This window comes from Oryzomicrobium terrae (genome assembly GCF_008274805.1).
Lineage (GTDB): Bacteria > Pseudomonadota > Gammaproteobacteria > Burkholderiales > Rhodocyclaceae > Oryzomicrobium > Oryzomicrobium terrae.
The window spans coordinates 3108072-3121829 of record NZ_CP022579.1; the positions used below are offsets into that span (position 1 = coordinate 3108072).

At 67.4% G+C, this 13758-nt stretch carries 8 protein-coding genes and 3 tRNA genes; 5 read left to right on the forward strand and 6 right to left on the reverse strand.

Going from position 1 to position 13758, the window contains the following annotated elements; genetic code table 11:
* Positions 1–24: 24 nt before the first annotated feature.
* The 3 genes from OTERR_RS14130 to OTERR_RS14140 all read right to left on the reverse strand — a co-directional run bounded on the left by OTERR_RS14130 (position 25) and on the right by OTERR_RS14140 (position 359).
* Positions 25–99: transfer RNA gene (locus OTERR_RS14130), tRNA-Thr, on the reverse strand.
* Positions 100–126: 27 nt separating this feature from the next.
* A tRNA-Gly gene (locus tag OTERR_RS14135) sits at positions 127–200 on the reverse strand.
* A gap of 74 nt (positions 201–274) precedes the next feature.
* Positions 275–359, reverse strand: a tRNA-Tyr gene (locus tag OTERR_RS14140).
* 328 nt (positions 360–687) lie between these two features.
* Here OTERR_RS14140 and OTERR_RS14145 point away from each other — a divergent pair.
* The 4 genes from OTERR_RS14145 to OTERR_RS14160 all read left to right on the forward strand — a co-directional run bounded on the left by OTERR_RS14145 (position 688) and on the right by OTERR_RS14160 (position 9959).
* Entirely contained in the window at positions 688–2094 is a 1407-nt protein-coding gene (locus OTERR_RS14145; protein WP_149426145.1) for an FAD-binding oxidoreductase, read from the forward strand.
* 24 nt (positions 2095–2118) lie between these two features.
* Positions 2119–5091, forward strand: a complete 2973-nt coding sequence (locus OTERR_RS14150; protein ID WP_149426146.1) for a putative bifunctional diguanylate cyclase/phosphodiesterase — start codon at positions 2119–2121, stop codon at positions 5089–5091.
* Between the two features lie 320 nt (positions 5092–5411).
* Positions 5412–8975, forward strand: coding sequence for an indolepyruvate ferredoxin oxidoreductase family protein (locus OTERR_RS14155; RefSeq protein WP_149426147.1), 3564 nt, complete (start codon positions 5412–5414; stop codon positions 8973–8975).
* Between the two features lie 111 nt (positions 8976–9086).
* Positions 9087–9959: a class I SAM-dependent methyltransferase gene (locus OTERR_RS14160; protein WP_187775250.1), complete on the forward strand. Its 873-nt coding sequence runs from the start codon at positions 9087–9089 to the stop codon at positions 9957–9959.
* Positions 9960–10049: 90 nt separating this feature from the next.
* Here the strand turns inward: OTERR_RS14160 and OTERR_RS14165 are convergent, their stop codons facing one another.
* Complete coding sequence (locus OTERR_RS14165) at positions 10050–10700, reverse strand: response regulator transcription factor (protein WP_054619560.1); 651 nt, start codon at positions 10698–10700, stop codon at positions 10050–10052.
* A 135-nt stretch (positions 10701–10835) separates the two neighbouring features.
* On the opposite strand from OTERR_RS14165, the gene OTERR_RS14170 reads away from it, so the two are divergent.
* Positions 10836–11366, forward strand: a complete 531-nt coding sequence (locus OTERR_RS14170) for a PhaM family polyhydroxyalkanoate granule multifunctional regulatory protein (RefSeq protein WP_054619561.1) — start codon at positions 10836–10838, stop codon at positions 11364–11366.
* A 101-nt stretch (positions 11367–11467) separates the two neighbouring features.
* On the opposite strand, the gene OTERR_RS14175 is transcribed toward OTERR_RS14170, so the two are convergent.
* Positions 11468–12370, reverse strand: a complete 903-nt coding sequence (locus tag OTERR_RS14175) for an AEC family transporter (RefSeq protein ID WP_054619562.1) — start codon at positions 12368–12370, stop codon at positions 11468–11470.
* A gap of 97 nt (positions 12371–12467) precedes the next feature.
* Positions 12468–13670, reverse strand: a complete 1203-nt coding sequence (locus OTERR_RS14180) for a CaiB/BaiF CoA transferase family protein (protein WP_149426148.1) — start codon at positions 13668–13670, stop codon at positions 12468–12470.
* Between the last annotated feature and the right edge of the window lie 88 nt (positions 13671–13758).

The window sequence follows — 13758 nt, forward strand, 5'->3', positions numbered from 1 at the left end:
TCGAGACAAAAGAATGAAAAACCGTGGTGCCCATGGGCAGGATTGAACTGCCGACCTCTCCCTTACCAAGGGAGTGCTCTGCCACTGAGCTACATGGGCGATCCAACAAAACCTGTTACCGCGCGCTGGAGCGGGTGAAGGGAATCGAACCCTCGTCATAAGCTTGGAAGGCTTCTGCTCTACCATTGAGCTACACCCGCCCAATTTCCAGCCAACTCTACGAGCTTTCGGTCTTCACCCTGCAGGCAGCCACATGACTACGCTGCAAGCAATTTGGTGGAGGAGGAAGGATTCGAACCTTCGAAGGCAGTGCCGTCAGATTTACAGTCTGATCCCTTTGACCGCTCGGGAACTCCTCCGGATCGAAACGGCTAATTGCACCTATCAGGCATTGCAGCCGAATAGTCGTTCGAGCCGAGAGGCGGAAGTATAGCAACAAATCCCCGGTTGTCTACTTTTTTTTAGCTTTTCCCTCATCAAAGCGTCTTTGCCCACTTTTTTCCCTATCGACCCCGTGCCAATATGCGAAATTGCGTGCTCTGCCCGCGGTTTTCCGCCGCTTGCCAAACGGGGCGATGCGCTTCCCCGTCCTGGCAGGCAGCGGCACTAGGGGCTACTACCTCTTTGAAATTAGGCTCCGCGCCCGGCTGCACGCCCCAACACACGATTAACACGAAGCAATACGGCATGAATCCCCATTCCCACACGCCCCCTCCTCCGCTTTCCCCCGTCCTGATCGCCGCCCTCCGCGAACGCTTTGGCGAGCGCTTTTCGCAAGGTGACTCCGTGCGGCTTCAGCACGGCCGCGACGAGTCGGTGCACGTCCCGATGCTGCCCGACGGGGTTGTGTTTGCCTTGAGCACCGAGGAGGTGGCTGCCGCCGTCCGGCTGTGCCATCAGCACAACACGCCGGTCATTCCCTACGGTACCGGCAGCTCGGTGGAAGGTCACGTACTGGCCCCTCGGGGCGGGATTTCCATCGATCTGGCCGGTATGAACCGGGTTTGCCACATCCATGCCGAAGACCTGACCGCCACCGTCGAGGCCGGCGTTACCCGTACTCAACTCAATACCGAGCTGAAGGGCACCGGTCTGTTCTTCCCCATCGACCCGGGTGCCGATGCTTCCCTGGGCGGCATGACCGCCACCCGGGCCTCCGGCACCAATGCCGTGCGCTACGGCACGATGAAGGAAAACGTCCTGCAACTGACCGTGGTACTACCCGACGGCCAGGTCATCAAGACCGGAACCCGGGCGCGCAAGTCGTCCGCCGGCTATGACCTGACCCGCCTGTTCGTCGGCTCCGAGGGCACCCTGGGCATCGTCACCGAACTGACCGTACGGCTCTACCCGGTACCCGAGGCCATTTCCGCGGCGGTATGCGCCTTCCTCAGCGTGGACGAGGCCGTCAATTGCGTCATCCAGACCATCCAGTTGGGCGTTCCAGTGGCCCGGGTCGAACTGCTCGACGCCGTGACCATGGGCGCCATCAACCGCTTCTCCAAGACCGACTACCCGGAATCCCCCACCCTGTTCTTCGAGTTTCACGGTTCCGAAGCCGGGGTGGCCGAACAGGCCGAGACGGTGCAGGCCCTGGCCGCCGAGCACGGCGGGCAGAACTTCCAGTGGGCCGCCCGGCCGGAGGACCGCACCCGCCTGTGGCAGGCCCGCCACGACGCCTACTTCGCCTGCCTGCAGATGCAGCCGGGCTGCCGCGCCTTTCCCACCGACGTGTGCGTGCCCATTTCCCGGCTGGCCGAGTGCATCCACGCCACCAACGAGGACATCGCCCAGGTCGGCCTGAAAGTGGCCCTGTTCGGTCACGTCGGCGACGGCAACTTCCACCTAGTGGTACTGGTCGATCCGGACAGCGAACAGGACATGGCCGCCGCCGAATGGCTCAATGAGCGGGTGGTCGGCCGCGCCATTGATATGGAGGGAACCTGCACCGGCGAACACGGCATCGGCCTGGGCAAGCAGAAGTTCTTGGTCCCGGAGCATGGTCAGGGTGCGGTCGACCTGATGCGGGTCATCAAGCGGGCCATCGATCCGGCCAACCTGATGAATCCCGGAAAGATTCTCCCCCCCGCCTAAGCCCACTGGGATCGGACACACGAGATGGATACCCCCACGCCGCCCCGGATGACTTCCGACGTGAAATCCAACCGTCCGATCCCGCTTCTCCACCCGGCCGCCCTGCAGGTCGCCCTGGGTTACGCCCTGGCCGCCCTGGCCTGGATCGCCCTGTCCGACTATGTGCTGGATCTCCTGGCGCCGCCCAGGGCCATGGGCGCCCTGCAGAGCCTCAAGGGCGGTATCTTCGTCCTGCTCACCTCCCTGCTGCTCTACCGCCTGGTCTATCGCCACCTGCCCGGCCGTAACGAAGCCCAGACTTGGCCGCGGCAACGGCTGTGGCGGCCGATTCTCTTTTACCTGGCCTTCGCCACAGCCCTGAGCGCCCTGGCCTTCAACATTTACCGCGCCGCCGAACAAGGCATCGACGAGGCGGTTGCCCGGGACCTGGATGCGATCGCCCAGCTCAAGACCGACCAAATCGCCCGCTGGCTCAACGAACGCCAGAGCGACGCCCGGGCCATCGGCCTCAATCCCCTGTTCATCACCGCCATCGAAGACTGGCAGCACACCCCGGCCGACGCCAAGGCACGTGCACGGTTGAACGGCGCGCTACGGGCCTACCGCAACGCCCTCGGCTACCGGGAACTCCACCTGCTCGACTCGACCGGCCAGCGCGTACTGTTCACCACCGCTGCCACCGCGCCGACCGCCGCCGAGCTCGCCATCGAAACCCGCGGCCTGACCCAGAACCAGCCGACCCTGACCGACTTCCATTACCGGGGCCAGGACAGCCAGCGCCACATCGCCCTGGCCCTGTCCTTTCCCATCCTGGACTCAGAAGAGCGCCCCCTGGCCATCCTGTACCTGGAAATTGCCCCGGAACGGGAGCTCTACCCCACCCTGCTGCAATGGCCCACTCCCAGCCGATCCGCCGAAACCCTGCTGGTCAGCCAGGACGGCCAACAGATCGTCTACCTGAGCGATACCCGGCTGGCACCGGACATGGCCCTGCGCCTGCGCACGTCGGTCGATGACGACCGGCTCCTGGCCGCCCAGCTCATCCGGAGTGCCACCAAGCCGCTACGCGCCCTCGACTACCGCCACGTTCCGGTGATCGGCGTCGGACGCAACATTCCGGGCACGTCCTGGCTGCTCATCACCAAGATCGACAGCGACGAAGCCTTCAGCCGGCTAACCCTGGTGGGCAAGCTGACCGCCCTGATCCTGGCCGCCCTACTGCTCGGCACCGCCTTCGCCGGCATTCTCTACTGGCGCGGTCTGATGGCCCGCCAGCGCGCCGACCAGGAGCAGCACCGGCTGCAGCAGGAAGCCCTGCGCGAGCACTACGCCCTGCTCGCCAAGTACGCCAACGACATCATCTACCTGGCCGACGCCCAGGGCCGGCTGGTGGAAGGCAATGACCGGGCCCTGGCCGCCTACGGCCGGACCCGCGAAGAATTCCTCGCCCTCACCCTGCCCCAGTTGCGTGCCGACAGCACCCGGGCCGAACTGCCGGCGCTGCTGGAGCGCCTGTGGCGCGAGCACCACCTGATCTACGAAACCGTGCATCAGCACCGCGACGGTACCCCCTTTCCGGTCGAAGTCAGTACCCGGGCGCTGAACATCGAGGGGCAGCGCTTCCTTCATGCCGTGGTGCGCGACATCAGCGAGCGCAAGGCCGCCGAGGCGCGCATCGATTTTCTCGCCGGCCACGACGCCCTGACCGGCCTGCCCAACCGCAGCCTGCTCGCCGACCGGGCCCACCTGGTGCTCGACCTGGCGCACCGCTCCGCCAGCCCAGTGGCCCTGATCTACCTGGATCTGGACCGTTTCCAGGCGATCAACGACTCCCTCGGCCATAACCTGGGCGACCAGCTCCTCCAGGAAGTCGCCCGGCGGCTGCAAAGCCAGATAAGGGCCGCGGACACCCTGGCCCGCCTCGGCGGCGACGAATTCGCCCTGTTGCTGCCGGACACCGGCGCCGACGGCGCGGCCCACATCGCTGGCAAGCTGCAGCAGGCCCTGGCCACCCCGATCGCCCTCGACGGCCATACCCTGCGCATTTCGGTCAGCCAGGGGATCAGCCTCTACCCGCTCGACGCGGAAACCTACTCCGACCTGGTGCGCAACGCCGACGCCGCCCTGCTCGCCGCCAAGAACGCCGGGCGCAACGGCTACCGTTTCTACGAGGCGGCCATGAACGCCCGCATCGCCGACCAGCTGGCGCTGGAAATGGACCTGCGCGAGGCCCTGGAGAACAACGCCCTGCATCTGCACTTCCAGCCCCAGTTCACCCTGAACGAGGCCCGCCTGGTCGGGGCTGAGGTGCTGCTGCGCTGGAACCACCCGGTGCACGGTCCGATCTCGCCGGCGCGCTTCATCCCGGTCGCCGAGGAAACCGGCCTGATCCTGCCCCTGGGCGCCTGGGTGCTGCGCCAGGCGTGCCAGCAATGGCGCATCTGGCACGAGGCCGGGCTGAACCCGCCGCCCCTGGCGGTGAACCTCTCCGCCGCCCAATTCCAGGCCAGCGGCCTGCCCGAGGAAGTCGCCGCAGTCCTGGCCGAAACCGGCATGCCGGCGACCAGCCTGGAACTGGAGCTGACCGAGACCATCGTCGCCGAAGACGCGGAGCGGGCCGAAACGACCATGCACCGCCTTGCCGATCTGGGCATCCACCTGTCGATCGACGACTTCGGCACGGGCTATTCGAGCCTGGCCTACCTGCGCCGTTTCCCGTTGCACAAGTTGAAGATCGACCAGTCGTTCGTGCGCGAACTGGCCAACGCCGGCGGCAGCGACGTGATCGTCATCGCCATCATCCAGCTGGGTAAGGCCCTCGGCCTGACGGTCATCGCCGAGGGGGTCGAAACCCCGGCCCAGCGCGACTTCCTGCACCAGCAGGGGTGCGACGAGGTACAGGGCTACCTGTTCGGCCGGCCCATTCCGGCCGACCAATTCACCGCCCTCCTCGGCACGCCCGCCCCGGCCCCCGCCGCCAACCGGCTCTCGTCCTAGCCCCTCCTCGCCAGGCCGCGCCAGTCGGCCATCTCCAGCAGGCCACCCCCAAGACCCGCGTGGTTGCTTGTTCTCCACGGCGGCACCTTGAAGATCGAGCATTGGCGCGCCTTTCCAGCCTGCCACACGACTAGCGCGCCCCGGCGAACCGCGCCAACTGCTGCAACGCAACGTTACGACCGCGGCGAAGTCCAATACAGTGTCCCCGCCGCCCACCCGCGGCACTTCACACAATGGCCGGCAGCGCCCACAAGGTGCTGACCGAATCGCTAACCCCCGCCGCCCCGTCGCTCACGGGACGGATCATCGGAGGAGACACCATGAGCGATCTCTCGTCCTTCACCCTCGAGGACAAATACACCGTCACGTCCGGACGGATCTACCTCACCGGCATCCAGGCCCTGGTCCGCCTGCCCATGTTGCAGCGGCTGCGCGACGAGGCCGCCGGGCTCAACACCGCCGGCTTCATTTCCGGCTACCGGGGCAGCCCCCTGGGCGGGCTCGACCAGACCCTGTGGAAGGCCAAGGCCCATCTCGAACGCCAGCACATCGTCTTTCAACCCGGCATCAACGAAGACCTGGCCGCCACCGCGGTGTGGGGCAGCCAGCAGGTCGGCCTGACCCCGGGGGCCAAGTACGACGGGGTGTTCGGCATGTGGTACGGCAAGGGCCCCGGCGTGGACCGCTGCGGCGACGTCTTCCGCCACGCCAACGCCGCCGGCAGTTCCCGCTACGGCGGGGTGCTGGTGGTGGCCGGCGACGACCACGCCGCAAAGTCCTCGACCCTGCCGCACCAAACCGAGCACATTTTCAAAGCGGTGATGATGCCGGTGCTCTACCCGGCCAACGTCCAGGAGTACCTGGAGCTGGGCCTGCACGGCTGGGCGATGAGCCGCTATTCCGGCTGCTGGGTCGCCTTCAAGGCCTTGGCCGACACGGTGGAAACCTCGGCCTCGGTGAACGTCGATCCCTTCGCCGTGGACATCCGCCTGCCCAGCGACTACGCCCTGCCCGAAGGCGGCCTCAACATCCGCTGGCCCGACCCGCCGCTGCAGCAGGAAGCCCGCCTCACCCACCACAAGCTCTATGCCGCCCTGGCCTACGCCCGTGCCAACCGGCTCAACCGGGTGGTGCTCGATTCCCCGGCGCCGCGTCTGGGCATCCTCACCGCCGGCAAGTCCTACCTGGACGTGATGCAGGCCCTCGACGAGCTGGGCATCGACGCCGAGCTGGCGGCCCAGATCGGCCTGCGCGTATTCAAGGTGGCCATGGTCTGGCCCCTGGAATCCGACGGGGTTCGCCGCTTCGCCGAGGGACTGGAAGAGATCCTGGTGGTGGAAGAAAAACGCCAGATGCTCGAGTACCAGCTCAAGGAGGAGCTCTACAACTGGCGCGAGGACGTGCGCCCGCGCATCGTCGGCAAGTTCGACGAGAAGGGCGAATGGGCCCAGATTCCCAAGGCCAACGGCATCGTGGACCACGGCGAGTGGCTGCTGCCGGCGGCCGGCGAATTGTCGGTGGCGCGCATCGCCCAGGTGATCGCCCAGCGCATCGAGCGTTTCTTCACCTCGCCGGTGATCGAGGCGCGGCTGAAGCTGATCGAGGCCAAGCAAAAATCCCTGGAAACGCCGCTGGTGCTGGTCGAGCGCAAGCCCACCTTCTGCTCCGGCTGCCCGCACAACACCTCGACCAGGCTGCCCGAGGGCTCCCGGGCCCTGGCCGGCATCGGCTGCCACTACATGGCCACCTGGATGCCGGACCGCACCACCACCACCTTCACCCACATGGGTGGCGAGGGCGTGCCATGGGTCGGCCAGGCGCCCTTCACCGCCGAGAAGCACATCTTCGCCAACCTGGGCGACGGCACCTACTTCCACTCCGGGGTGCTGGCGATCCGCCAGGCGGTCGCCGCCAAGGTGCCCATCACCTACAAGATCCTCTACAACGACGCCGTGGCCATGACCGGCGGCCAGCCCATCGACGGCACCCTGACGGTACCCCAGCTGACCCGTCAGCTGGAGGCCGAAGGCATCGCCAGGATCGTCATCGTCACCGACGAACCGGAGAAGTACGCCGGCGTCACCGGCCTGGCCACCCCGGGCGGCCAGCCGATCCCGATCCGCCACCGGGATGAGCTGGATGCGGTGCAGCGCGAGCTGCGCGACTACCCGGCCCCCTCGATCCTCATCTACGACCAGACCTGCGCCACCGAGAAGCGCCGTCGGCGCAAGCGGGGCAAGATGATCGACCCGCCCAAGCGCGCCTTCATCAACGAGCTGGTGTGCGAGGGCTGCGGCGATTGCTCCCGGGAATCGAGCTGCATGTCGGTGGTGCCGGTGGAAACGGACTTCGGCCGCAAGCGCGCCATCGACCAGTCCTCGTGCAACAAGGACTTCTCCTGCCTGCGCGGTTTCTGCCCGTCTTTCGTCACCGTCGAAGGTGGCACCTTGAAAAAGGGCCGCGCCGTAGCCGGCGCCCAGGCGGACTTCCCCGAACCGCCCCTGCCTGAGCTGGCCGCCACGGCCCGGCCGTTCAACCTGCTGGTGACCGGCGTCGGCGGCACCGGGGTGGTGACCCTGGGCGCCCTGATCGGCATTGCCGCCCACCTGGACGGCAAGGGCATTTCGGTGCTCGACATGACCGGGCTGGCGCAGAAATTCGGCGCCGTGTTCTCCCACATCCGCATCGCCGACCGGCCCGAGGACATCCACGCCACGCGCATCGCTACCGGCGAGGCGGATGCGGTGCTGGGGGGCGACCTGATCGTTACCGCAGGCAGCGAGGCCCTATCGAAGATGCGCGAGGGCACTACCCGGGTGGTGGCCAACGTGGCCGAGGCCCCGACCTCGGACTTCCTCCTCAACCCCAACTGGCAGCCCCCCACCGCCAAGCTCGACCAGCGCCTGGAAGACACGGTGGGTGAAGGTAACGTCTGGTTCCTCGACGCCCAGAAACTGGCCACGGCGCTGATGGGCGATGCGCTGTACACCAACATGTTCCTGCTCGGTTTTGCCTGGCAGAAGGGCCTGGTACCCCTCTCCCTGGCGGCCCTGAGCCGGGCCATCGAGCTGAACGGCACGGCGGTGGAGAAGAACCTGGCAGCCTTCCTCTGGGGTCGCCGCGCCGCCACCGACCTGGCGGCGGTGCAACGCATCGCCGAACCGCCCGAGGTGGTCCACCTCCACCCGAGCCAGTCCCTGGACGACCTGGTGGCGAGCCGCGTGGCCTTCCTCACCGCCTACCAGAACGCCGCCTATGCCGAACGCTACCGCCGCCTGGTGGAGCAGGTGCGGGCCGCCGAGGCCTCCTTGGGTGGCACAGCCTTGAGCGAAGCGGTCGCCCGCTACTACTTCAAGGTGCTGGCCATCAAGGATGAGTACGAGGTGGCCCGGCTGTATACCGACGGAACCTTCACCGAACGCCTCCAGGAAGTGTTCGAGGGCGTCCCGGGCAAGGACTACCAGGTGCACGCCTATCTGGCGCCGCCCCTGTGGGCCAAACCCGACCCGGTCACCGGCAAGATCAAGAAGCGCCAGTACGGCCCCTGGATCTGGCCGGCGCTGAAAGTGCTGGCGCGGCTGCGCTTCCTGCGCGGCACGGCGCTGGACATCTTCGCCCGCAGCGCCGACCGGCGTCTGGAGTTGCAGCAGCTGGCCGACTACGAGGCCGATGTGGCGCTGATCCTGGCCAACCTCGGGACGGATCGCCGCGAAACGGCCCTGGCCCTGGCGCGCCTGCCCGAGCAGATCCGCGGTTATGGCCACATCCGTGCCGCCACCGCCCGTCCCGTCGAAGCAGAGCGGGCCCGGCTGCGCGCGGCCTTGACGGCCCCGGCCCAACCCCCGGCATCCCGCCCGGTCCCGGTACGCGTGGTCGCTGCCTGACGGCGGGTGCCCGGTCGCCTCAGGGGGCCGGGCACCCGCCGGCACGACCGCGCAGGGAGCTTGCGACAACGGGCATGCGGAGCGAGGGGGGCGCCGGTACAATCGCCGCCCATGTCTGCTCCCTCCCAACTCCCGCCCGACGACGCTGGCACCCCGCCCGACACGAACGCTGTCAGCGATGTCCCGGCACCGGCCGACGCGACCCCCTACCCTTCCCCGCGCCGTCAACTGGCGCTCCAGGGCGGCGCCATCTTCCTGGTGCTATGCATCGCCGTACCCACCTTCGGCCTGGGCAACACCCCCTGGCCCTGGGGCGGCATCGCTGCGGCCATCGGCGCTACGGCCCTGGGCCTGGCCTTCCTCACCCGCCAGCCCTGGTGGTGGAAGCTGATCCACGCCCTGTTCTTCCCCCTGGCCTGGGCCGTTTCCGGGCTGGGCATCGATCCGGGCTGGTTCCTGTTGGCCGCCATCGTTCTATTGTTGATCTACCGCGGCGCCCTGACCGGCCAGATCCCCCTGTTCCTGTCCAACCGGGCCACGGTGGCGGCCCTGGCCGAACATCTGCCGCCGGGCGCGCGGGTGGTGGATCTGGGCGCCGGCATCGGCAGCGTAGTCTTTCCCCTGGCGGCATTGCGCCCGGACCTGCACCTGCGCGGTGTGGAAAACGCCCCCCTGGCCTGGTTCATCGGCCGCGTACGCCAGGCCCTGGGCCCGCACCGGGCAAATGTCGCCTGGCAATTCGGCAGTCTGTGGGATGAACGGCTGGAGGCGGTGGATGTGGTCTATGCCTTCCTCTCCCCGGCGCCGATGGCAGCCTTGTGGGACAAGGTACAGGCGGAGTTGCCGCCGGGCGGCAGGCTGGTGTCGAACAGTTTTCCGGTACCGGACGCCACGCCCGAGCAGGAGGTGGTCGCCGGCGGCGATCATGGCCGCCACCTGTTCTTCTACCGGGTCGGGGCGGAGAGGGTCGAGGCGGAGGAATAGCCCCACAACTCAGCGTGCTCAACCGGGCATGGCTCGGGCCTCAGAGCCCCGGCGCCCACGGCTGGAGCAGCCAGGGGCGGTGCGCCTCCGTTACAGCTGGATACCGTAACGGCTGGCGGTGACCAGGGCCTGGGTGCGGCTGGAGACGCCGAGGGCTTTGAAGATGGCGGTGATGTGGATTTTCACCGTGCCCTCGGACAGCCCCAGAATCTGGGCGATATCCCGGTTCGACTTGCCCCGGGCCATCAGGCCGAGCACTTCGGCCTGCCGTTCGGTCAGGCCGTAGTCGGCGGGGGAGGCGTCCTTGCCCACCTGCCCCGGGGGCGCATCGACCAGGGGACGCTGCAGCGGTGCCCGGCTGGGGGTGAAGATCTGCCCCTCAAGCACCAGGCGCAGCGCGGCGAGCAGGGCTTCGGAAGAATAGGACTTGGGCACGAAACCCGAGGCGCCGACCTTCAGGGCACGGGTCACTGTATGGGTATCGTCGTAAGCGGACACGATGACCACCGGCAGCGCCGGAAAGCGCTCGCGGAACATGGTCAGGCAGCTCATGCCCTCGACCCCGGGCAGGGCCAGGTCGAGCAGCACCAGGTCCAGGTCGGGATTGGCCTCGACAATGGCCATGCCGAGCACGCAATCGCCGGCCTCGAACACCTCGACCTCGTCGTCCAACTGGCGCACCACGTTCGCCAAGCCTTCGCGAACGAGAGCGTGGTCTTCAATGACGATCAACTTGAGCATGGCACCACCCGGTCAACCCATTCATGACGTTTGATTTGCTGCGATTGTATCACCCCGGCCCCTCTCGCCGCTGCTTGTCGCCGTGATGATTGGGTTACTATGACAATTCCAACTTCAGACCAGGAGGCCTACGCCATGTCCGACCCCATTTCCGCCTCTGATCCCATGGAATTCATGCGCAACATGTGGGGGCAGCTGGGTTTCTCCCTGCCCGGCATGGTGGCGCCGACCCTGGATGTGGATGAACTGGAAAAGCGCATCAAGGATCTGAAGGCGGTCGAAGGCTGGCTGCGCATGAACCTGTCGATGCTGCAGCTGACCATCCAGGGCCTGGAAATGCAGCATTCCACCCTAGGCGCCGTGCGCGCCATGGGCAACCTGGCCCAGGCCAACGCCGCCCCGGAGAGCGCCGCGCCCGGCGCAGGCGACGCCGCCGGCCAGGCCTTCACCGACGCGGCCACCCAAGCGGCGCTGTGGCCCTTCAATCTGATGAGCCAGATGCAGAGCCAGTTCCAGGCCCACGTTCAGGATCAACTCGATCAGCACGCGCCCGCCACCCAGCCTGCGGAGCAAGCCCCTCCTCCGACCAAGAAAGCGGCGACGAACAAAGCGGCTGCCAAGCCGGCAGCGAGCAAGAACGGTAGCAGCGGTCGCAAAGGGAGCTAAGTCCGCCAGGGCCGCGATTCCACATCGGTTTCATGCCGTGGGCAACCTGGCCGCTCTACCCACCACCATGCGTGACTAGGCCCGGGAAATTCCCGGGCTTTTTACTGGGCGCTGGCCAGCCAGGCGGTCCACAGCGGCATGGTGACCATGGAAGCCACGGTTGTGGCGGAAATCAGCCAGGCCACGCTCTGACCGTCGCCCCCCATGCGCATCGCCAGGATGTAGGCCGAGGAGGCCGTCGGCAGGGAGGCGAACAACACCACCACCTGCAGGTACAGTCCGGACAACCCCAGGGCCTGCCCCATCAGCCAGGCCGCTACCGGCAGGGCGAGCAGCTTCACCACCACCAGGTACACCCCGGCGCCGCGCAGGGGCGTGCCGCCGCGAAAACGCAGGGCCGCCCCTACCGCCATCAGGCCGAGGGCCACCGATGCGTCGGCGAGGCGACCGAGGAAGACTTGAAGGGGTTTGGGCGGCACGAAACCGGCCCAGTTGAGGGTCAATCCGGCCAAGGTGGCCCAGATCAGGGGATTCCGGGCGATCTCTTTCCACACGTTGGCTTCGGCGTGGCGGGCCAGCATCCACACCGCCACGGTATTGGCCAGGGGCACGGCGCAACCGGTGATGAGCGCCATGGTGGCGATGCCCGGGGCACCGAAGAGCAGCCCTGCGGTGGCCAGGGCCACGTAGGTGTTGAAGCGAAAGCTACACTGGAACACCGAGGCGAATACCATCGGCGTCGGGCGAAAGAGCGGCGCCACCAGCAGGCCCAACACCATGCCTACGGCCATGGCCAGGTAGGCGGTAAGCACCAGGGGACCCGCGGCCCCCAGGTCGAGGGGGGTCTTCATTACCGAGTTCACCAGCAGCGCCGGGAACAGGACGTAATAGACCACTTTTTCCAGGCCGACCCAGAAATGGTCGCCCAGTTGCAAGTGGCGGCGCAGACCGTAGCCCAGCAGGATCAGGACAAAATCGGGAAGCAGGAGCAGGGCGGCAGACATGGGCGGCATTCTAATGGAGTCACCCCGACCTGGCCGCACCCGGCTACCGGGCGCCCATCCGGGCGCTCGGGCCCGAACGGGTGCAACGAGAAGAGGACTACAGGATGCCCTGGGCGAGCAGGCCGTCTACTTCGTCGATGGCGAAGCCGGCCTCGACCAGGATCGCTCGGCTGTCCTGTCCCGGCGACGGCGGAGTTCCGGTGGCGGCCAGGCGCACCCCATCCATGACGAAGGGCGAGGCGGCAGGCCCTTGCCCCAGCTCATCCGCCCCGCCCAGACCACGCGCCTGGAATTGGGGCAGGGCCAGGGCCTCCTCCGGGGTCAGTACCGGCGTGACGCAGGCATCCACCGTGGCGAATACCTCGCTCCAGTAGGCCAGGGGCTGGCTGGCGACCAAGGCCGCGACTTCGTGGCGCAGGGAATCCAAGGTCGCGCCCTCCTCGCTGTGGCGCCCGGTCCAGTCGGGGCGACCGACCGTGGCGCAAAAGGTGGCCCAAAACTTGAATTCCAGGGCGGCCACCGCCAGGTGGCGGCCGTCCTGGGTGGCATAGACCCCGTACCAGGGCAGACCCCCCGTGAGCATTTCGCGCCCTCGCGGCGCAGCCTCGCCTTCCCCCAGCAGGGGCGTCATATGGTGGATCAGCACCACCTCGGCCATGGCCACATCGAGCAGGCGGCCCTGGCCGCTCTGCCGTGCGCCATACAGCGCGGCGACGATGGACAGGGCCGCCGGCAGGGCGCCGCCGAGCAAATCGCCGATCTGCAGGCTGGGCACCGCCGGCAAGGAGGAATCGCGACTGGCGGTGCGTTCCAGCACTCCGCTCACCGCCAGGTAGTTGAGGTCGTGGCCGGCCAGGTCGCGCCAGGGGCCGTCCTGACCATAGCCGGTGATGGCGCAATAGATCAGGCGTGGGTTGACGGCCTTGAGGGCCTCGTAACCCAACCCGAGGCGGTCCATCACCCCAGGACGGAAGCTTTCCACCAGTACGTCGGCGGATTCGGCCAGGCGGCGCAGCACGGCCTTGCCCAGGGGATGCTTGAGGTCCAGGCGCAGGGCGCGCTTGCCCCGGTTGAGGGCGCGGAAGAAGCGGCTGTCGGCGTCGCGCAAACCGGGAGGGGGCGGCCCCATTTCCCGAGCGTAATCGCCAGCGCCGGTATCTTCGATCTTGATGATCTCGGCCCCCAGGTCGGCCAGGTGGCGGGTCGCCAAGGGCCCGGGCAGCAGCCGAGTCAGATCGAGGACCCGGACCCCGTGCAACGGAGCGGTGACAGGAGCAGAAGCGACAGAAGCGGTGGTCACAGCGGAAACTCCAGGCAGGAGCGAAAGAAAAACCCCGAGACCGATCTCGGCCCCGGGGTACGGATGTCAGGGGAAGCAGGCCGATGGC

Excerpts from the sequence above, each read along its gene's own strand:
- OTERR_RS14145 (WP_149426145.1), top strand. The coding sequence starts at position 688 with ATGAATCCCCATTCCCACACGCCCCCTCCTCCGCTTTCCCCCGTCCTG.
- OTERR_RS14155 (WP_149426147.1), top strand. The coding sequence starts at position 5,412 with ATGAGCGATCTCTCGTCCTTCACCCTCGAGGACAAATACACCGTCACG.
- OTERR_RS14175 (WP_054619562.1), bottom strand. The coding sequence starts at position 12,370 with ATGTCTGCCGCCCTGCTCCTGCTTCCCGATTTTGTCCTGATCCTGCTG.
- OTERR_RS14150 (WP_149426146.1), top strand. The coding sequence starts at position 2,119 with ATGGATACCCCCACGCCGCCCCGGATGACTTCCGACGTGAAATCCAAC.
- OTERR_RS14165 (WP_054619560.1), bottom strand. The coding sequence starts at position 10,700 with ATGCTCAAGTTGATCGTCATTGAAGACCACGCTCTCGTTCGCGAAGGC.
- OTERR_RS14170 (WP_054619561.1), top strand. The coding sequence starts at position 10,836 with ATGTCCGACCCCATTTCCGCCTCTGATCCCATGGAATTCATGCGCAAC.
- OTERR_RS14160 (WP_187775250.1), top strand. The coding sequence starts at position 9,087 with ATGTCTGCTCCCTCCCAACTCCCGCCCGACGACGCTGGCACCCCGCCC.